At 62.7% G+C, this 19,627-nt stretch carries 16 protein-coding genes; 15 read left to right on the plus strand and 1 reads right to left on the minus strand.

The genetic code is table 11. The features are described 5' to 3' along the window. Positions 1-218: 218 nt before the first annotated feature. From LCH64_RS02905 to LCH64_RS02975, 15 genes are all read left to right on the plus strand, one after another. Positions 219-665, plus strand: coding sequence for a DUF411 domain-containing protein (locus LCH64_RS02905; RefSeq protein WP_226499438.1), 447 nt, complete (start codon positions 219-221; stop codon positions 663-665). Continuing rightward, the gene (locus tag LCH64_RS02910) at positions 665-1,099 is read left to right on the plus strand and encodes a YqaA family protein (RefSeq protein WP_226499439.1); all 435 of its coding nucleotides are present in this window, start codon (positions 665-667) and stop codon (positions 1,097-1,099) included. The genes LCH64_RS02905 and LCH64_RS02910 overlap by 1 nt, the downstream gene beginning before the upstream one ends. Before the next feature lie 86 nt (positions 1,100-1,185). After that, the gene (locus LCH64_RS02915) at positions 1,186-2,250 is read left to right on the plus strand and encodes an alpha/beta hydrolase (protein WP_003224556.1); all 1,065 of its coding nucleotides are present in this window, start codon (positions 1,186-1,188) and stop codon (positions 2,248-2,250) included. Positions 2,251-2,263: 13 nt separating this feature from the next. Then, a complete protein-coding gene (locus LCH64_RS02920) occupies positions 2,264-3,217 on the plus strand; it encodes a D-2-hydroxyacid dehydrogenase family protein (protein ID WP_226499440.1) in 954 nt (317 codons plus the stop codon). A 594-nt stretch (positions 3,218-3,811) separates the two neighbouring features. Next, positions 3,812-5,398: a glycogen synthase GlgA gene (gene glgA, locus LCH64_RS02925; protein ID WP_226499441.1), complete on the plus strand. Its 1,587-nt coding sequence runs from the start codon at positions 3,812-3,814 to the stop codon at positions 5,396-5,398. 18 nt (positions 5,399-5,416) lie between these two features. Next, positions 5,417-7,219, plus strand: coding sequence for a malto-oligosyltrehalose trehalohydrolase (gene treZ, locus LCH64_RS02930; RefSeq protein ID WP_226499442.1), 1,803 nt, complete (start codon positions 5,417-5,419; stop codon positions 7,217-7,219). Next, positions 7,216-9,294 carry a 4-alpha-glucanotransferase gene (gene malQ / locus LCH64_RS02935; RefSeq protein WP_226499443.1) on the plus strand — a complete coding sequence of 693 codons (2,079 nt, stop codon included), beginning with the start codon at positions 7,216-7,218 and terminating at the stop codon, positions 9,292-9,294. The genes treZ and malQ overlap by 4 nt, the downstream gene beginning before the upstream one ends. Continuing rightward, positions 9,291-12,059 carry a malto-oligosyltrehalose synthase gene (locus LCH64_RS02940; RefSeq protein ID WP_226499444.1) on the plus strand — a complete coding sequence of 923 codons (2,769 nt, stop codon included), beginning with the start codon at positions 9,291-9,293 and terminating at the stop codon, positions 12,057-12,059. Before malQ ends, LCH64_RS02940 begins: the two co-directional genes overlap by 4 nt. Before the next feature lie 27 nt (positions 12,060-12,086). Next, a complete protein-coding gene (locus LCH64_RS02945; protein WP_201137775.1) occupies positions 12,087-12,407 on the plus strand; it encodes a DUF2934 domain-containing protein in 321 nt (106 codons plus the stop codon). A gap of 223 nt (positions 12,408-12,630) precedes the next feature. After that, positions 12,631-14,793 carry a glycogen debranching protein GlgX gene (glgX, locus tag LCH64_RS02950; protein WP_003224541.1) on the plus strand — a complete coding sequence of 721 codons (2,163 nt, stop codon included), beginning with the start codon at positions 12,631-12,633 and terminating at the stop codon, positions 14,791-14,793. A gap of 1 nt (position 14,794) precedes the next feature. Continuing rightward, positions 14,795-15,793 (plus strand): acyl-CoA dehydrogenase family protein, encoded by a 999-nt coding sequence (locus tag LCH64_RS02955; protein ID WP_226499445.1) that lies wholly within the window; start codon positions 14,795-14,797, stop codon positions 15,791-15,793. Then, on the plus strand, positions 15,790-16,563 hold the full coding sequence (locus LCH64_RS02960) for a PIG-L deacetylase family protein (protein ID WP_226499446.1): 774 nt from the start codon (positions 15,790-15,792) through the stop codon (positions 16,561-16,563). Before LCH64_RS02955 ends, LCH64_RS02960 begins: the two co-directional genes overlap by 4 nt. Then, positions 16,560-17,159, plus strand: a complete 600-nt coding sequence (locus LCH64_RS02965) for an SAM-dependent methyltransferase (protein ID WP_003224537.1) — start codon at positions 16,560-16,562, stop codon at positions 17,157-17,159. Before LCH64_RS02960 ends, LCH64_RS02965 begins: the two co-directional genes overlap by 4 nt. Then, positions 17,156-17,842, plus strand: coding sequence for a glycosyltransferase (locus LCH64_RS02970; protein ID WP_226499447.1), 687 nt, complete (start codon positions 17,156-17,158; stop codon positions 17,840-17,842). Before LCH64_RS02965 ends, LCH64_RS02970 begins: the two co-directional genes overlap by 4 nt. A gap of 157 nt (positions 17,843-17,999) precedes the next feature. Beyond that, entirely contained in the window at positions 18,000-18,758 is a 759-nt protein-coding gene (locus LCH64_RS02975) for a PIG-L family deacetylase (protein WP_226499448.1), read from the plus strand. A gap of 197 nt (positions 18,759-18,955) precedes the next feature. Here LCH64_RS02975 and LCH64_RS02980 read toward each other — a convergent pair whose 3' ends face one another. After that, a complete protein-coding gene (locus LCH64_RS02980; RefSeq protein ID WP_226499449.1) occupies positions 18,956-19,315 on the minus strand; it encodes a DUF6124 family protein in 360 nt (119 codons plus the stop codon). Positions 19,316-19,627: the final 312 nt, after the last annotated feature.

Here is a 19,627-nt window from a genome sequence, read left to right on the forward strand (position 1 = left end):
GCTACGCAGCCGAGCGGGAGCAAGCTCCCTCGCCACAGAGCGCGTCTCCATTCTGCCTGACAGATTTGTAATCTCCCTCTCAGCAGACTGTCAGGCTTGATCCATGATCATCCTGCCAGCCTGCTTTGTATCAACTTGAAACACTCCGTTGATGCCCGGCAGGATAATCCGGTCAAAATACTTTCCTTTTTGACCGTCATCCTTGTCGAGAGCCCACCATGCGAACCTCCCTGCGACTGGCCGCCCTCAGCGCCCTGCTCCTGTCCTCACTGGCCCAGGCCGCCGATCTGATCCCGATCGAGGTGCATCGCGACGCCAATTGCGGCTGCTGCAAGAAATGGATCAGCCATCTCGAAGCCAACGGCTTCAAAGTCGAAGATCACGTCGAAAGCGACATGAGCAGCTTCAAGCAGCAACACGGCGTGCCACCGCGCCTCGGCTCGTGCCATACCGCATTGATCAACGGCAAGTTCGTCGAAGGCCATGTGCCGGCTGAACAAGTGCTGGCCCTGAGCAAGCGCGACGATCTGCTGGGTATCGCCGCTTCGGGTATGCCCATGGGTTCGCCGGGCATGGAAATGGACGGTATGAGCGATGCCTATCAAGTGATCGGCCTGAAAAAGGACGGCACGGATGTGGTGGTGGCGGATTACCCGGGCCACTGATGGCTGCCGGTTACGTCGGGCTGTTCGCGGCGGCGTTCGGCGCTGCGACGCTGTTGCCGCTGCAATCCGAAGCGCTGCTGGTCGGTCTGATCGCCAGTGACCGTTACTGGCTCTGGGGCCTGCTGGGCGTGGCGACACTGGGCAATGTCCTCGGTTCGCTGGTCAACTGGTGGCTGGGACGCGGCCTCGAACGCTTTCAGGATCGGCGCTGGTTTCCCGTCAACGCCAGACACATGGCCACCGCGCGCAAACATTATGAGCGCTACGGACATTGGTCGCTGCTGCTGAGTTGGCTGCCGGTGATCGGCGATCCGCTGACCCTGATCGCCGGCGTCATGCGCGAACCGCTCGGGCGCTTTCTGCTGATCGTCACGCTGGCCAAGGCTGCGCGGTACGCCGTGGTGGCGATGCTGACCCTGGGCTGGCTCGGTTGAACATTCACGCCACGGCGTTGCCTGTGGTTAACGTCGCCCTAATCCGGGCGTTCCAGCATCGGTCGATTTCCATGGAGTTTGCCCTTATGTCCGTCACGCTCACACGCTGGCTGCCCGGTCTGTTCCTCAGCGCAGCGCTGCCGCTATTGGCCCAGGCGGCCGTGCCCGGCGAAGCGGCGCCCGACAACGCCCCGAACGACGCCCCGACCTATGGCCCGGAGCTGCAAGGTTTCCAATACCCCTACACGCTCAAGCACTTTGCCTTTGAGTCACAGGGCAAATCCCTGCAGATGGGCTACATGGACGTTGCCGCCCAAGGCAAGGCCAACGGTCGCACCGTGGTGCTGATGCACGGCAAGAACTTTTGCGCCGCCACCTGGGACAGTTCGATCAAGGCCTTGAGCGAGGCCGGTTACCGGGTCGTCGCGCCGGATCAGATCGGCTTCTGCACCTCCAGCAAACCTGACAACTACCAATACAGTTTCCAGCAACTGGCGACCAACACTCATCGCCTGCTCAAGACGCTCGGCATCCAGAAAGCCTCGCTGCTCGGCCACTCCACCGGCGGCATGCTCGCCACGCGCTACGCACTGCTGTTCCCGGATCAGGTCGAACAACTGGCGCTGGTCAATCCGATCGGTCTGGAAGACTGGAAAGCCCTCGGTGTGCCCTATCGCACCGTTGATCAGTGGTATCAGCGCGAACTGAAAGTCACCGCCCAAGGCATTCGCGACTATGAGCGCACCACCTATTACGACGGCCGCTGGAAACCCGAATTCGACCGTTGGGTCGACATGCTCGCCGGCCTGAGCAATGGCCCGGGGAAAACCCGGGTGGCGTGGAACTCGGCGCTGATCTACGACATGATTTTCACCCAGCCGGTGTACTACGAGTTCAAGGACTTGAAGATGCCTACCCTGTTGCTGATCGGTACCTCTGATACCACGGCCATTGGCAAGGATCTCGCTTCCCCCGAGGTCAAGGCGAAAATCGGTCACTATGACGTGCTCGGCAAGCAGGTCGCCAAGCTGATCCCACAGTCGACGCTAGTGGAATTCCCCGGCCTGGGCCACGCGCCGCAGATGGAAGAACCGGCAAAATTTCATCAGGCCTTGCTCGGCTGGCTGAACAATTCCAATCCCGTTCGTTGATGAGGTAAGGCTGATGGCGGTGCAGATTGCAGTAATCGATGACTGGCAGGACGTGGCACGGGGTGTGGTCGACTGGTCGGTGCTCGACAGCATCGGCGAAGTCAGCTTCGTGCATGACTACCCGGCGGACAACGCCGTGCTGGCGGAACGACTGGGCAAGTACCAGGTGATCTGCGTGATGCGCGAGCGCACGCGTTTCGACCAGGATCTGCTGCAGCGCCTGCCGAACCTCAAGCTAATGGTCACCGGCGGCATGCGCAACGCGGCGCTGGATATGCAGGCGGCCGCCGGTCTCGGCATCAAAGTCTGCGGCACCGACAGCTACAAGCATGCGGCACCGGAACTGACCTGGGCACTGATCATGGCCGCCACGCGCAACCTGGTGAATGAAGCCAACTCCCTGCGCGCCGGTGGCTGGCAGCAAGGGCTGGGCGGCGACTTGCATGGCAAGACCCTGGGCATCCTCGGTCTTGGCAGCATCGGCCAGAAGGTCGCGCAATTCGGTCAGGTGTTCGGCATGCGCGTGATTGCCTGGAGCGAAAACCTCACCGCCGAGCGCGCGCAGCAGGCCGGCGTGACCTACGTCAGCAAGCAGGAATTGTTCGAGCAGGCCGACGTGCTCTCGGTGCACCTGGTACTCAGCGAGCGCAGCCGCGGGTTGGTCGATGCGCAGGCGCTGGACTGGATGAAACACACCGCGTTGCTGATCAACACCGCGCGCGGGCCGATCGTCGATGAGGCGGCGCTGATCAAGGCATTGCAGAAACACAAGATCGCCGGGGCGGCGCTGGATGTGTTCGATCAGGAGCCGCTGCCTGAACTGCACCCGTTTCGCACACTGGAGAATGTGTTGGCCACGCCGCACGTGGGGTATGTGAGTCGGCAGAACTATGAACAGTTCTTTGCGCAGATGATCGAGGATATTCAGGCTTGGGCGGCGGGGAGCCCGCTGCGCCTGTTGAATTGATCGGAACCTTTCGATTGCGCTGAATCGACTGACGCCTTCGCGAGCAAGCCCGCTCCCACAGGTGATTTGTGCACGCCGCAATTCCATGTGAGAGCGGGCTTGCTCGCGAAGGGGCCTTAATAGACAACACATCAACAAACTGCCCGCACCACAACAGTGCAACCTCCTTCCCCGCTAGCACAGAAACGTGACCGACCAGTCACCGTTTTGGCCCTTCCATAGAAAAAAACCTGCACTTCGTCGGTGCGTTCAGCCCTGCACACCACGTCTTTCAATGCCTGCAAACCGATTGTCGAACAATTTACCCATTTGCTCTCGCCCGCTCTAGGATCTGGCCTAGACTGATTTTCGCGGGGTTAGACCAGTCGGTCACTGCACGTAAAAAAAGTCGAAACTTTTGCGTGAAGCGGCTGGTCATCTGCAACACAGGGGCAACGTGACTGGTGCAATCCTTGCAACGCCCCCTCCACCCATTCTGCTTGCGCGTGTTGGGTAGCGTTTGCTCACCGATGCGTGGCGCGTTTGCGCCCGGCCACAGGATTTGGCCACAGCTTGTTCGATACAAGAATCAGATCAACGAGACGGGAGATTCATATGATCAGTGCGGCATTGGATATTCAGGGAGAGCGTGCTCAGCAGGCGGTTGGTGAATCGAGCACGGTGAGTCTTCCCGGCAGCCGGTCGATCAACGTCCCGGGCACCAAAACGCTGACGCCGGTCGCCAGCCAGAATCCCAACAAGAAGAAAGTGTTGTTCGTGACCTCGGAAATCGCCGATCTGGTGAAGACCGGTGGTCTGGGTGACGTCTCCGCCGCCCTGCCCCGCGCCATGGCGCACCTGCACGATGTGCGCGTGTTGATCCCCGGTTATCCGCAGGTGATGCACAGCGAGAACCCGATCCATATCATCGGCGAACTCGGCGGCCATGCCGCGCTGCCCCCGTGCAAGATCGGCCGCATGGACATGCCGGACGGGCTGGTGATCTACGTACTGATCTGCCCTGAACTCTATGAACGTGAAGGTTCGCCGTACGGTGCCAACAACGGCCGCGACTGGCCGGACAACCATATTCGTTTCGCCCGCCTGGGCCTGGCCGCTGCCGACATCGCCGCCAACCTCGCACAAATTCACTGGTGCCCGGATCTGGTGCACGCCCACGACTGGCCGGCCGGCCTGGCCCCTGCTTATATGCACTGGCGCGGGCAGCGCACGCCGACCCTGTTCACCATTCACAACCTGGCTTATCAAGGCGTGACCAGCCTCGGCTCGTGCCCGGAACTCGGCATCCCGACCCATGCCCTGCAACAGGAAGGCATGGAGTTCTACGGCAAGATGTCGTTCCTCAAGGCCGGCATGGCCTATTCGAGCCACATCACCACGGTCAGCGCCACCTACGCCCTGGAAATCACCACCCCGGATTTCGGCTGCGGTCTGGACGGCTTTCTCGCCGCCAAGACCCAGCAAGGCTTGCTCAGCGGCATTCCCAACGGCATCGACGAGAGTTGGGACGCGGCCACTGATCCGCACCTGTTTGCGCCGTTCGCCATCGGCGACTGGGAAGGCAAAGCCGTCAACGCCGCCCATGTGCGTGAACTGTTTGGCTTGAAAGATTCCACTGGCCCGCTGTTTGCCGTGGTCTCGCGTCTGGTTTATCAGAAAGGCCTGGACCTGACCCAGGCAGTCTCCGAGTACATCGTGCAGAACGGCGGCCAGATCGCGATCATCGGCCGTGGCGAGCCGGAAGAAGAACAGGCCATGCGTGAACTGGCGCTGCGCTTCCCCGGGCAGATCGGCGTGCGCATCGGCTTCAATGAGACCGATGCCCGGCGCATGTTCGCCGGCAGTGATTTCCTGCTGATGCCGTCGCGTTATGAGCCCTGCGGCCTGAGCCAGATGTACGCCCAGCGTTTCGGCTCGCTGCCGGTGGCGCGCAACACCGGCGGGTTGGCCGACACCATCGAGAATGGTGTCACCGGTTTCCTCTTCGACGAATCCACGGCCGACAGCTACCGCGAAGCCCTGAGCCGCGCGTTCAAGGTATTCGCCTTCCCTGACCTGCTCAATGCCATGCGCTGCCGGGCGATGGCCGCGCCGTTCAACTGGTGCAAAGCGGTCGAACCCTATGCCGAGCTCTACGAACAACTGGTCGCCAAGGCGCTGGGTAAAGCCGGCCACAAATAACTCACGGAGCTTTTCACGATGCCGTTACGGACCCAAGAAAACTGGCCCCACGGCGCGATCATGCAGGACGCCGAACACACTCAGTTTGCGCTGTGGGCACCGGATGCGTTTTACGTCAGTGTCGAACTTGAAAATGGCCAGTCGCTGCCGATGTTGCCGCAGGCCGATGGCTGGTTCGTGATCAAGACCCGGTGCCCGGCGGGCACCCGTTACCGCTTCAACATCGATGGCGAACTGGAGGTGCCCGACCCGGCCTCCCGTGCTCAGGACGGCGACATTGACCGCTACAGCGTGGTGGTCGATCCGCTGGCTTATCAATGGCGCCACACCACCTGGCATGGTCGGCCGTGGAGCGAAGCGGTGATTTACGAGTTGCACGTCGGTGCACTCGGCGGCTTTGCCGAAGTCGAACAGCATCTGGCGCGCCTCGCCGAACTGGGCATCACCGCTATCGAACTGATGCCGCTGGCGCAATTCCCCGGCACCCGCAACTGGGGCTACGACGGCGTGCTGCCCTTCGCTCCGCAAGCCTCCTATGGCACCCCGGAACAACTCAAGCACCTGATCGACAGCGCTCATGGCCATGGTCTGGCGGTGATTCTCGACGTGGTCTACAACCACTTCGGCCCCGACGGCAATTTCCTTGGCCGCTACGCCAAGGGCTTTTTCCGCGAAGACAAACAGACCCCATGGGGCGCGGCAATCGATTTTCGCCGCGATGAAGTTCGCGAGTTCTTCATCGAAAACGCGCTGATGTGGCTGTTTGAATATCGCTTCGATGGCCTGCGTCTGGACGCGGTGCATGCGATAGAAAGTCCGGACTTCCTGCCCGAACTCGCCCAGCGTATTCGTCAGCAGACTGATCCGGCTCGCCACGTCTGGCTGACCGTGGAGAACGAGCTCAACCAGTCGAGCCTGCTCGAATACGACTACGACGCGCAATGGAACGATGACGGCCACAATGCCTTGCATGTGCTGCTGACCGGCGAAACCGACGCCTATTACGCCGACTACGCGCTGCAACCTACGGAACAACTGACGCGCTGTCTGAGCCAGGGTTTCGTGTTCCAGGGCCATATCACCCGCCACGGCGAACGCCGGGGCGAACCGAGCGAACACCTGCCCTCCACCGCTTTCGTGCTGTTCCTGCAGAATCACGACCAGATTGGCAACCGTGCCTTCGGTGAGCGCCTGCATCACCTCGCCGATCCACGGGCACTGCGGGCTGCCACGGTGCTGTTGCTGCTATCGCCGATGATCCCGCTGATGTTCATGGGCGATGAATACGCCGCCGAGCAACCGTTTCTGTTCTTCACCAGCCACCACGGCGAACTCGCCGAATTGGTGCGCGAGGGACGTCGCAACGAGTTTTCCGGGTTCGCCGCGTTTACCGATCCGCATAAACGCGAGCAGATCCCCGACCCGAATGCCGAGGAGACCTTCCATGCCTCGCAGCCCCGACTGATTGGCAGCGGCACCGCAAAACAGCAGGAAACCCTCGCGCTTTACCGGCAACTGCTGCAATTGCGCCATCAATACATCATTCCCAATCTGTCCGGCACCCAGGCGCTGGGCGCGCACATGCTCGGCTTCGGCGCGGTCACTGCGCGCTGGCGCCTGGGCGATGGCAGTCAGCTGCGAATTGACCTGAACCTCAGCAATACGCCAGTGGTCAACCCTGCACAGACCGACGCCGTGTGGTTGTTTCAGCAGCCGCCTGCAGACGATCTGTCGGAACCGGGCATCCTCGCCCCGTATTGCGCAATTGTCAGCCTCACGGCCGCAACCCCCTTGCAACCTCTGGATGGAGAGCGCCTATGAGCGATGCGCAACTGGAAATACTCGCAAGCCGCGCCGGCCTTGCCGTCGACTGGATCGACGCCAACGGCCGTCCGCAGAAAGTCGCCCCGGCGGTACTGCGCAATGTCCTCGCCGGCCTGGGCCATCCGGCCAATACCGCGCAGGAAATCGACGCCAGCCTGCTGCAGCTGCAACAGGTGCAGCAGGATCGCCACCTGCCACCCCTGCTGACCGCAGACGTCGGCGTCGGCGTTGATCTGGCCCGCTACTTCGAACCTGAAACCCCGTGCGAAATCCATCTGGAAGACGGTTCGCGGCTGAACCTCAAGCTCGACGCCGAAGCCGTGCTGCCGGGGTTGATCCCGGTCGGCTATCAACAGGTGCACATCGCCGATCAGTATTTCACCCTGGCCGTGGCGCCGGAGCGTTGCTTCAGCGTTGGCGATGCGGTGGACAATCCGATCCCCCGTGTGTGGGGCCTGAGCGCGCAACTGTACGGTCTGCGCCGCCCCGGTGACGGCGGTTTCGGCGACACTCAGGCATTGGAAGAGCTGGCCCGGGTGGCCGGCGAACGCGGCGCCGATGCGCTGGCGATCAGTCCGTTGCATGCGATGTTCAGCGCCGATACCGGGCGCTACAGCCCCTATTCGCCGTCCAGCCGGCTGTTCCTCAATTCCCTGTATGCCGCACCGGGCGCGATCCTTGGCGAACGGGCGTTGCGCGATGCGATCGATGCCAGCGGTCTGGCCGAGCAATTCAGGCAACTGGAAGACCTCAAACTGATCGATTGGCCTGCCGCCGCCGATGCCAAGTACAAATTGCTCCAAGCCTTGTACGACGGCTTCGTCGCGGGCGAGCATCCGTTGCATGCCGACTTCGCCAGTTTCCGCCATGCCGGTGGTGAAGCGCTGGAAAATCACTGCCGCTTCGAAGCCATTCAGGAAATGCGTGCCGACCGTGGCGAAAGCCTCGACTGGCGGCAGTGGCCGGAGCACTGGCACGAACCGCGTGGCGCCGCCCTCGAAGCGTTTGCCGAAGAATACGCCGAGCGCATCGGCTACTTCGCCTTTTGCCAATGGCTGATCCATCGTTGCCTGGAGCGTGCACAAACCGCTGCGCGCGGCGCCGGCATGCGCATCGGCCTGATCGCTGATCTGGCAGTCGGTGCCGACGGCGCTGGCAGCCAGGCGTGGAGCTTTCAGGACGAACTGCTGGCCTCGCTGACCGTCGGTGCACCGCCGGATATTCTCAACCGCTCCGGTCAGGGTTGGGGGATTTCCGCGTTCTCCCCCGAAGGCCTGATCCGCAACGGCTTTCGCGCTTTCATCGACATGTTGCGCGCCAACTTCGCCCATGCCGGCGGGCTGCGCATCGACCATGTGATGGGCCTGCAACGCCTGTGGGTGATCCCCAACGGCGCCGCACCGGCCGATGGCGCTTATCTGTATTACCCGTTTGACGATCTATTGCGGCTGCTGACCCTCGAATCCCATCGGCACCAGGCCATTGTCCTCGGTGAAGACCTCGGCACCGTGCCCGACGGCCTGCGGGAAAAACTCAGTGCGCGCTCGATACTCGGCATGCGCGTGCTGCTGTTCGAACAGGACAACACCCGTTTCAAACCGATTCTCGACTGGCCGGATAACGCCCTGGCGACCACCACGACCCACGACCTGCCGACGCTCAACGGCTGGTGGCATGGCCGCGACATCGACTGGAACTCGCGTTTGGGCTTCGTCGATGCCAACGGTGAAATCGAATGGCGCCGTCATCGCCAGCGGGAACGCGAAGGCCTGCGAGGTGCGCTGAGTCAGGACCCGCAAAACTTTCGCGAAGAGTCCCACGAAGCCGATCAAGTGGTGGATGCCAGCGTGCGCTTTCTCGGTCATACCCGCGCGCCGCTGGTGCTGCTGCCACTGGAGGACGCGCTGGGCATCGACGAACAGGCCAACATGCCCGGCACCATCGACAGCCACCCGAACTGGTCGCGGCGCCTACCCGGCAACAGCGAAGCGTTGCTCGATGGGGTCGATGCTGCGCGGCGTCTGGAACTGCTGGCGTGCGCCCGCCTGCAAGCTGCCGAGCGTGACCAATGAACCAGATGCTCATCCAGCCACTGCGCGCGACCCTGCGCCTGCAATTTCACAAGGGCTTCACCCTGGAACAGGCAGTGCCACTGGTACCGTACTTTGCCCGCCTCGGCATCAGCCACATTTATGCCTCGCCGCTGCTCGCGGCCCGCGCCGGTTCGATGCACGGCTACGACGTGGTCGACCCGACCCAAGTCAACCCGGAGCTCGGCGGCGAGCCGGCACTGCGGCGTCTGGTCAGCACCCTGCGCGAACACAACATGGGGCTGATCCTCGACATCGTCTCCAACCACATGGCCGTCGGCGGCAGCGATAACCCCTGGTGGCTCGACCTGCTGGAATGGGGCCGACTGAGTCCTTACGGCGAGTTCTTCGACATCCAGTGGCACTCGCCGGACCCGTTGATGGAAGGCCAGTTGCTGCTGCCGTTTCTTGGCAGCGATTACGGCATCGCCCTGCAGGAAGGCACGCTGAAATTGCGCTTCGATGCGCAAAAAGGACGCTTCCACGTCGAGCATTACGACCACCACTTCCCGATCTGCCCGAATGACTACGGCGAGCTGTTAAAACCAGTCGAGACGCTGAAATCCCTGGCCGATCGTTTCAGTACCCTCAGCTACCAGACCGACGCACATGCGTTGGCGATGCCGCTCAAGGAAGAACTGAAAGAGCTGGCGAGCGATCCGCAGGTCCTCGCCGCGATCACGGAAAATCTCGCGCATTACGACTCCACCACCGCAGAAGGTTTCGACAAGCTGCACCAGTTGCTCGAGCGCCAAAGCTACCGTCTCGCCAGTTGGCGCACCGCAGCGGATGACATCAACTGGCGGCGCTTTTTCGACATCAACGAACTCGGCGGCCTGCGCGTCGAACGTCCGGCCGTGTTCGAAGCGACCCACGGCAAGATCTTCCAGCTGATTAGCGAGGGGCTGGTCGACGGTTTGCGCATCGACCACATCGACGGCCTCGCCGATCCGCGTGGCTACTGCCGAAAACTGCGGCGGTGCCTCGACTTTCTTGCGCCGGGCCGGCACTTGCCGATCTACGTCGAGAAGATTCTCGGCGCCGGCGAAACCCTGCGCACCGACTGGGCGGTGGATGGCAGCACCGGTTACGAGTTCATGAATCAACTGTCGTTGCTGCAACACGATCCCGACGGTGAATACGTGCTTGGCGATCTGTGGCAACGGCGCACCGAGCGCCCGGCGGCGTTTATCGAAGAAGCGCAACTGGCACGCCAGCAGATCCTCAACGGCTCGCTGGCCAGCGACTGCGAAAGCGTTGCTCAAGCGCTGCTGCAAGTGGCGCGCGACGATTTGATGACCCGCGACCTGACCCTCGGCGCGATCCGTCGGGTGTTGCAGGCGCTGATCGTGCATTTCCCGGTATACCGCACTTACATCAGCGCGCTCGGTCGCTCGGCGCAGGATGAACAGTTCTTCCAGCAAGCCATGGACGGCGCGCGGCAGACGCTGGGTGAAGGCGACTGGCCGGTGCTCGACTGCGTGGCAGCCTGGCTCGGTGGCACGCCCTGGCGGCACAAGCCGCGCGGGCGCTCGCGCAAGATCCTCAAGCACGCCTGCGTACGTTTCCAGCAACTGACTTCGCCGGCAGCGGCCAAAGCCGTGGAAGACACCGCGCTGTATCGCTCGGCGGTGCTGCTGTCGCGCAATGACGTCGGCTACAACACCGAGCAGTTCAGCGCACCGGTCAGCGACTTCCATGCGGTCAATCAGCAACGGCTGGCGGCGTTCCCCGACAACCTGCTGGCCACTGCGACCCACGATCACAAACGCGGCGAGGACACCCGCGCCCGCCTGGCGATTCTCAGCGAACGCAGCCACTGGTACGCCGAGCAGGTCGAGTTGTGGCGCGCCCTCGCCCGGCCGTTGCGCGACGATGATCAAGTGCCGTCGTCCGGCGATGAATTGATCCTTTATCAGGCGCTGCTGGGCAGTTGGCCGCTGCAATTGCGTGATGACGATCAGTCAGGTTTCAGCGAGTACGCCGAGCGCATCTGGCAGTGGCAACAGAAAGCCCTGCGCGAAGCCAAGCTGCAAAGCAGCTGGAGTGCGCCCAACGAGGCCTACGAAAACGCTGCCCAGACGTTCACCCAACGACTGCTCACCGGTGCAGAAGGCGAGCTGCTGCGCGCCGCGCTGAGCAAGACGGTCAACAGCATCGCTGCGGCCGGCGCCCTCAACAGTCTGGCGCAAACCTTGCTGCGCATGACCGTGCCGGGGGTGCCGGATCTGTATCAGGGCAACGAGTTCTGGGACTTCAGTCTGGTCGATCCGGACAACCGCCGGCCGGTGGATTACGCCGCGCGCGAGCAGGCCCTGGACGGACACGCGCCGTTTGAGGAACTGCTGGCGAACTGGCGTGACGGGCGCATCAAGCAAACATTGATCGCCCAGGTGTTGAACCTGCGCGCCGCACACGCCGAGCTGTTTCGACGGGGCACGTATCAGGCCCTGGAGGTGCTGGGCGAGCAGGCGCACAACGTGCTCGCGTTCGCCCGTGAGCACGAGGGCAACTACGCCATCGTGATCGTGCCGATCCGCTGCGCGACGTTGCTGGAAAACAGTGCCGTGCCGCAGGTGGATGCGCTGCGCTGGGGCGATACGCGAGTGGTTTTACCGTTCGCCGCCTCTGACACAAACCTGAAGGGACTTTTTCACAGCCGCGCAGTCACAAAAAACAGGGAGCTGAACGTCAGCGCCGCGCTGGGGGATTTCCCGGTCAATCTGTTTATCCAACTCTTTACGTAACGACGAGTTCAGTTCAGGAGCATTGCGATGAGTACCGACGATAAACGCATCCGCGAGTTTGCCTATCAGATCTGGGAATCCGAGGGCAAACCTGAAGGTCATGAAGCGCGTCATTGGGAAATGGCGCGCAAACTGGCCGAAGCCGAGGCTCTGGCGCCGAAGAAGTCGCCCAAAGCCGCTGGCAGCAAAGCCGCCGGCAAAGGCCCCGACAGCAAGGCACCGGCGGCCAAGCCGAAGCCTCCGGCGGCGGCCAAAGCCAAACCGGCGAGCGCCGCCAAAGTCGTACCGCCGGGTGAAAAGCCCGCCGAGAAAAAGCCGCGCGCCCCACGCAAGCCCCCGGCCAACTGACCCACCCGGAATATTGAACTGAATCACCGTGTGGCGAGTTCGCTCGCCACCGAGGGCCAACTCGTCCTCAAGAAACACTCAACCTCCCTGTAGGAGTGAGCCTGCTCGCGATAGCGATGTATCAGGCGAAATCGAGATCGAATGTCCGACCGCTATCGCGAGCAGGCTCACTCCTACAAGGTTTTGTATCAGCCGAGAATTTCCCCGTTTTGCAGGAGCAATCATGTCCAGTCCAAAAAAAAAGGCCGAGCCCGCAGCGCACGCTGAGCCATCGAGAATCCGTGAAGGCCTGCCCTTCCCGCTCGGCGCAACCTGGGATGGTCTGGGGGTGAACTTTGCGCTGTTTTCCGCCAACGCCACCAAGGTCGAACTGTGCATCTTCGACGATGCCGGTGAAGTCGAACTCGAACGTATCGAACTGCCGGAATACACCGACGAGATCTTCCACGGCTATCTGCCCGACGCCCATCCGGGGCTGATCTACGGCTACCGCGTCTATGGCCCGTATGACCCGGCCAATGGTCATCGCTTCAACCACAACAAACTGCTGATCGACCCTTACGCCAAACAATTGGTCGGCCAGTTGAAATGGTCCGAGGCGTTGTTCGGTTACACCATCGGCCACCCCGACGCCGACCTCAGCTTCGATGAACGTGACAGCGCGCCGTTCGTGCCCAAGTGCAAGGTCATCGACCCGGCGCACACCTGGGGCAACGACCATCGGGTCAGCGTGCCGTGGGACAAGACGATCATTTACGAAACCCACGTCCGCGGCATCAGCATGCGTCACCCCTCGGTGCCAGAGAACGTGCGCGGTACATTTGCCGGTCTGATGGTCGATGACGTGCTTGAGCACATCCGCAAACTCGGCGTATCGAGTGTGGAACTGCTGCCGATCCATGCCTTCGTCAACGACCAGCATTTGCTGCACAAGGGCATGACCAACTACTGGGGCTACAACAGCATCGCCTTCTTCGCCCCGGATCCGCGTTACCTGGCCAGCGGCAAGATCGCCGAATTCAAGGAGATGGTCGCGCACCTGCACGAGGCTAATCTGGAAGTGATCCTCGACGTGGTCTACAACCACACCGCCGAGGGCAACGAGCAAGGCCCGACCCTGTCGATGCGCGGCATCGACAACGCCTCTTACTACCGCCTGATGCCGGACGACAAGCGCTTCTACATCAACGATTCCGGCACCGGCAACACCCTCGACCTCAGTCACCCGTGTGTGCTGCAGATGGTCACCGACTCGCTGCGCTACTGGGCCAGCGAGATGCACGTCGACGGTTTCCGCTTCGATCTGGCGACCATTCTCGGGCGCTATCACGACGGTTTCGACGAGCGTCACAGCTTCCTCGTCGCCTGCCGTCAGGACCCGGTGCTGCGTCAGGTGAAAATGATCGCCGAGCCTTGGGACTGCGGCCCCGGTGGTTATCAGGTCGGCAACTTCCCGCCGGGCTGGGTCGAGTGGAACGACAAATTCCGCGACACCGTGCGCGCGTTCTGGAAAGGCGATGACGGCCAGGTAGCCGACTTCGCCAGCCGCATGACCGCGTCCGGCGAGATGTTCAATCAGCGTGGACGGCGGCCTTACTCGTCGGTGAATTTCATCACCGCGCATGACGGTTTCACCCTCAACGATCTGGTGTCGTACAACGACAAGCACAACGAGGCCAACGACGAAAACAACCAGGACGGCAGCAACAACAACCTGTCGTGGAACCACGGCGTCGAAGGCCCGACCGACGATCCAGAGATCAACGCACTGCGCCACCGGCAGATGCGCAACTTCTTCGCCACGCTGCTGCTGTCGCAAGGCACGCCGATGATCGTCGCCGGCGATGAGTTCGCCCGCACGCAGGACGGCAACAACAACGCCTATTGCCAGGACAGCGAGATCGGCTGGGTCAACTGGGATCTCAGCGAGGACGGCAAGGCGCTGCTCAAATTCGTCAAACGCCTGATCAAGCTGCGTATGGCCTACCCGATCCTGCGCCGTGGGCGTTTCCTGGTCGGCGAGTACAACGAGGACATCGGCGTCAAGGACGTCACCTGGCTGGCGCCGGACGGCACCGAGATGACCACCGAACACTGGCACGACGCGCACAACCGCTGCCTGGGCATGCTCCTCGACGGTCGCGCACAGGAAACCGGGATTCGCCGCAAAGGTGCCGACGCAACGTTGCTGCTGGTGGTCAACGCCCATCACGACATTGTCAATTTCAGTCTGCCGGAAGTGCCGGAAGGCAGTTTCTGGACCTGCATGGTCGACACCAATCAACCGGCGGTTCGCGGTCAGGAACGCTTCGAGTTCGGCCATGAATATTCGGTCACCGGCCGTTCGTTGCTGCTGTTCGAACTGCAACGCGAAGAAGAAGACTGATATGGACCTGCAACATTATCTGGCGCGCCGCCCGCCTGATTATCCCGACACCGCCGCCCTCGGCCACTGCCTGCGGGCGTTGGTCGAGGCCGGTCTGGATCGGTTGCCGTTACCGGGCAGCGGTCGCACGCTGGAGCGCTTTCAGCATTTGGCCGAAGTCGGTGGGCACGATCTGGGCCTGTGCAAACTCTACGAAGGCCACACCGACGCATTGGCGATCATCGAACAGCTCGGTGGTTCGCCAACTCCGGGCAGCACCTGGGGCATGTGGGCGGCTGAACCGCCGCAGGCGCGGGTGCAGGTGCGACCGGCCGGGCACATGGTGCGCCTCGACGGACGCAAGGCCTGGTGTTCTGGCGCGGCGGTGCTCAGCCATGCATTGCTCACCGCGTGGGACGCCGAGGATCGTCAGCAACTGGTCGCCGTGGCGCTCGATCAACCGGGGGTGAGGATTACCGATGACGGTTGGCAAGCGGTCGGCATGGGCGCCACCGGCAGCGTCGAAGTGCTGTTCGACGCTGCCGAAGCCCAAGCCATCGGCAATCCCGGCGACTACCTGAATCGTCCGGGCTTCTGGCAAGGCGGGATCGGCATCGCTGCGTGCTGGTACGGCGCGGCGCGGCAGATCGCCGAAGCACTGCGGCAACACTGCGCGCAACGCCAGGAGCCGCACGCCCTCGCCCATCTCGGGGCGGTCGATGCGGCGCTGTACGCGGCGGCGAATGTACTGCGTTTCAGTGCCCTGCACATTGATGCGCATCCCGAATCCGATGCCGCACTGTTGGCGCGACGTGCCCGCGCAGTGGTCGAACAATCCGCTGAGCAAGCGATGCGCGACGTCGGGCGTGCGCTGGGTGCCGGGCCGTTCTGCAAGGATCGGCACTTCGCCCGGCTGATCGCTGACCTGCCGGTGTTCCTGCGCCAGAGCCATGCCGAGCGTGATCTGGCGGCCCTTGGCCAAACGCTCGCTGAACACCCCGAGGAGGTCTGGACGCTATGAATGCCGCGAACAAACCCGACCCGATCATCGGCCACCAGGGTACTTCCTTGCTGCAATGGCAACACTCCCGGCACCTGGCGGCGCTGGACAGCGTCGATGTCCTCAGTCTGGTGCCTCCGGGTGCCCGCGCGGTGATCGTCGCGCCGCACCCGGACGACGAAGTGCTCGGCTGCGGCGGGATGCTGCAGTTGCTGGCCGCCGCCGGGCGTCAGTTGCAACTGATCTCGGTCACGGATGGCAGCGCCAGTCATCCCGGTTCCGAGCGCTGGCCGGTGGAACGCCTGAGCGTGGTGCGACCACAGGAATCGGCCGAAGCCCTGCGCCGCCTCGGCGTGCCGCTGCACCGCATGAAATGGCTGCGCGGCGGTTTCACCGATAGCCAGATCGCCGCTGATGAGTCGTCGCTGGTCGCGTTCATCGAACGCCACCTGCGCCCCGGCGACGTGGTGTTCAGCACCTGGTGCGAGGACGGCCACTGCGATCACGAAGCCGCCGGGCGCGCCAGTATCGAAGCCGCACGCCGGGTCGGCGCCACCTGCCACGAATTGCCGGTATGGACCTGGCACTGGGCCTCTCCCGAAGACGCGTCGGTGCCGTGGCAGCGCGCACGCAAGATTCTGTTGTCACCCGAGCAAGTGGCGCGCAAACGCCACGCGGTGCATGCGTTCGCCAGCCAGTTGGAAGGCGACCCGCAAGCCGGGCTGCAACCTGTATTGGCGCCGTACGTGCTGGATCGTCTGCTGCAACCGTTTGAAGTGGTGTTCCTATGAGCGTCGATGATCGTTACTTCGAAGGTCTGTTCAGCGCCAACGATGATCCCTGGGCGTTCCGCGAGCGCTGGTACGAACAGCGCAAACGCGCGATCACCCTCGCGGCCCTGCCCCGCGCACATTATCGGGCGATCTTCGAACCCGGTTGTGCCAATGGCGAACTCAGCGCCGAACTCGCTGGCCGCTGTGACCGTCTGCTGTGTTGCGACACCGCCAGTGCGGCGGTGAATCTGGCGCGTACCCGATTGAGCCTTTTTGACCACGCCGAGGTGCGCCAAAGTCGCCTGCCCGGCGACTGGCCGGAAGAAAAATTCGACCTGATTGTATTTAGCGAAATCGGCTACTACCTCGATGCCCAGGATCTGACAGAAGTGATCCGCCGCATCAGTGAATCCCTGACGGCTGACGGGCAATTGCTGGCCTGCCACTGGCGCCCGCCCATCGACGGCTGCCCGCTCAATGCCCGTCAGGTGCATGACCTGATTCACGAGCAACTGCCGCTGCCGCGTCTGGCGCTGCATCAGGAAGCGGACTTCATCCTTGAAGTCTGGAGTCGCGAGCCGCGCTCGGTGGCCGCACTGGAGGGCCTGCGATGATCGGTATTCTGATTCCGGCGCACAACGAAGAAGACCTGCTCGAGCAATGCCTGAGCGCAGCGCTGCGCGCCAGCAAACACGGGCTGCTGGCCGGCGAACCGGTCGAAGTGCTGGTGGTGCTCGACAGCTGCACCGATCGCTCGGCGCAGATCGTCAAGCGCTTTCCGGTGCGCAGCCTGCACATCGACGCACGCAATGTCGGCCAGGCCCGGGCCGCCGGCGCGCAGATCCTGCTGGAACGCGGCGCGCGCTGGATCTCCTGCTCCGACGCCGACAGCCGGGTGGCCGATGACTGGCTGGTGGCGCAGCTCGGGCTGGGCGCCGACGCGGTGTGCGGTACGGTGACCGTCGAACACTGGGATCAGTCGTTCGACGAAGCCGCGCAAATCCGCTATCACAGTCACTATCAGGCCCGTGACGGGCACCGGCATATCCACGGCGCCAACCTCGGGGTCAGTGCCGACGCCTATCGCTGGGCGGGCGGCTTCCCGCCGCTGGCCTGCGACGAAGATGTGCAACTGGTGCGGCGACTGGAGCGGTGCGGTGCCGACATCGCCTGGAGCCATCGCCCGCAAGTGCGCACCAGCGCCCGTCTGGACAGTCGCGCACGGGGTGGATTTGGTGACTATCTGCGAAATCTGGCACAGCTTGGCCAAAAAAAAGCGGATCAGATTGATCTGTGACGCGACGAATCGGCTGGCATGAGCAATACTCTGCTGCGCGGCAATCCAGGGTTCGGAGCGTCGCACGGCAATCCATCCGCCTTCACGGGTCGAGCGCGCCTGCTTTTCCACGGTGCAGATACGACTGAGGGCCAGAGACGACAAGGACGTAACACCCATGAAACCGTTATTCCTCAGCGAAAACCCGCTGCCGGCGCAGATATGGAACAGTGCCCCGCAGCTCGACAACATTCCCGTCATCAATACCCACAGTCTGGTACCTCCCGGTGCCCGAGCCGTCGTCGTCGCCCCGCATCCGGGTGATGAAGTGGTGACCTGTGGCGGGCTCCTGCAATTGCTCGCCAGCCTCGGCCATCCGCTGCAACTGCTGTCGATCACCGACGGCAGCGCCAGTCATCCCGGCTCGCGGCAATGGTCGGAAAAACGCCTGAGCGTATTCCGCCCCCAGGAAAGCGTCGAGGCCCTGCGCCGTCTCGGCTTGCCGATGCACAGCCTGAAATGGGTGCGCGGCGGGTTTACCGATAACGCCCTGCTCGACCGCGTGGCCGACCTCACCGACTTCATCGCCCGCTACCTGCGTCCCGGCGACGTGGTGTTCAGCACCTGGCGCGACGATCGCACTGACGACCACGAAGCGGTTGGCCGCGCCAGTGCCAAAGCGGCAGCGCAAGTCGGCGCGACCTTCCATGACGTCCCAGTCTGGGCCTGGCACTGGCCGGAACGCGATCAGAACCTGATCCCCTGGGAACGCGCGCGCAAACTGCGACTCGACACCTGGACTGTGGCGCGCAAAAGCCACGCCACCCACGCCTACGCCAGCCAGCTCAAGGGCGAACCGGCGATCGGCATCGCGCCGCTGCTGCCACGCGTAATCCTCGAGCGGATGCGCTTGCCCTACGAAATCGTCCTCATCTGAAGAAATACATTCTCCCCTGTGGAAGCGGGCTTGCTCGCGAAAAGGTCGTGTCAGGCACTTAAGGTGTCGGCTGGCACACCGCCTTCGCGAGCAAGCCCGCTCCCACAGGGGATTTTTGTCAGGGCACATAACCCATGACCAACGCAGAGCCAATGTGGGAGCGGGCTTGCTCGCGAAGAGGCCAGCACTGCCGGCGCCTATTCCTTGGGCACAACATTATCCAGCGCCTGATTCACCGCCAACTCCCCCAGCATCACTACTTGGGCAATGCCCAGCGCGGTATTGCGGCTCGGCCCTTCCAGCGTCCCGGCGAAGTCACCGAGCATCACCGTGGCCGAAGCCAGGGATTCGCAGGCGTTGGCCAGCAGGGATTCGGTGTCGGTTTGCGGGTTGACCATGAACATGCTGCTGGGGGTGTAAGGCGTCGCCATGATGTGCGCGGGCGCGAGGTAGTGGTCGAGGGCGCGTTCGGCGGCTTCGTGGAGTTTTCTGGAGTTGAGGGATTCGTAGGGCGATACCGGGTCTGTGGCCGGCGGATGAGATGGGGTTTCGGACATCAGCTGGAACTCCGATCGAGTTACTTTGAAAGGATGACGACCTGTAGGAGCTGCCGCAGGTTCGGGCCGCGTTCGGACGATCTTTTGATCTTGATCTTGCTTTTAAAAAACAAGATCAAAAGATCGCAGCCTTCGGCAGCTCCTACAGGTGGACCGGGCAGTTAGTTCGGGATGCGGCGGCCGTCCAGCACTCGGTTGACCATCAGTTCACTGAGCATGATCACCTGATGCAGCATCAGCACGGCCCGGCGGTTGGAGTCGTCGAGTGCGCAGCCGATGTCGCGGGCCATGTCACTGGCGGCGGCCAATGAT

The sequence above is a fragment of the Pseudomonas sp. MWU16-30322 genome, from assembly GCF_020515535.1.
GTDB lineage: Bacteria > Pseudomonadota > Gammaproteobacteria > Pseudomonadales > Pseudomonadaceae > Aquipseudomonas > Aquipseudomonas fluorescens_H.

Bases quoted from the DNA above. Each gene is read 5' to 3' on its own strand.
- LCH64_RS02910 (WP_226499439.1), top strand. From the start codon at position 665: ATGGCTGCCGGTTACGTCGGGCTGTTCGCGGCGGCGTTCGGCGCTGCG.
- LCH64_RS02980 (WP_226499449.1), bottom strand. From the start codon at position 19,315: ATGTCCGAAACCCCATCTCATCCGCCGGCCACAGACCCGGTATCGCCC.
- glgX (WP_003224541.1), top strand. From the start codon at position 12,631: ATGTCCAGTCCAAAAAAAAAGGCCGAGCCCGCAGCGCACGCTGAGCCA.
- glgA (WP_226499441.1), top strand. From the start codon at position 3,812: ATGATCAGTGCGGCATTGGATATTCAGGGAGAGCGTGCTCAGCAGGCG.
- LCH64_RS02905 (WP_226499438.1), top strand. From the start codon at position 219: ATGCGAACCTCCCTGCGACTGGCCGCCCTCAGCGCCCTGCTCCTGTCC.
- LCH64_RS02945 (WP_201137775.1), top strand. From the start codon at position 12,087: ATGAGTACCGACGATAAACGCATCCGCGAGTTTGCCTATCAGATCTGG.
- LCH64_RS02975 (WP_226499448.1), top strand. From the start codon at position 18,000: ATGAAACCGTTATTCCTCAGCGAAAACCCGCTGCCGGCGCAGATATGG.
- LCH64_RS02940 (WP_226499444.1), top strand. From the start codon at position 9,291: ATGAACCAGATGCTCATCCAGCCACTGCGCGCGACCCTGCGCCTGCAA.
- LCH64_RS02960 (WP_226499446.1), top strand. From the start codon at position 15,790: ATGAATGCCGCGAACAAACCCGACCCGATCATCGGCCACCAGGGTACT.
- LCH64_RS02965 (WP_003224537.1), top strand. From the start codon at position 16,560: ATGAGCGTCGATGATCGTTACTTCGAAGGTCTGTTCAGCGCCAACGAT.
- treZ (WP_226499442.1), top strand. From the start codon at position 5,417: ATGCCGTTACGGACCCAAGAAAACTGGCCCCACGGCGCGATCATGCAG.
- malQ (WP_226499443.1), top strand. From the start codon at position 7,216: ATGAGCGATGCGCAACTGGAAATACTCGCAAGCCGCGCCGGCCTTGCC.
- LCH64_RS02920 (WP_226499440.1), top strand. From the start codon at position 2,264: ATGGCGGTGCAGATTGCAGTAATCGATGACTGGCAGGACGTGGCACGG.
- LCH64_RS02955 (WP_226499445.1), top strand. From the start codon at position 14,795: ATGGACCTGCAACATTATCTGGCGCGCCGCCCGCCTGATTATCCCGAC.
- LCH64_RS02915 (WP_003224556.1), top strand. From the start codon at position 1,186: ATGTCCGTCACGCTCACACGCTGGCTGCCCGGTCTGTTCCTCAGCGCA.
- LCH64_RS02970 (WP_226499447.1), top strand. From the start codon at position 17,156: ATGATCGGTATTCTGATTCCGGCGCACAACGAAGAAGACCTGCTCGAG.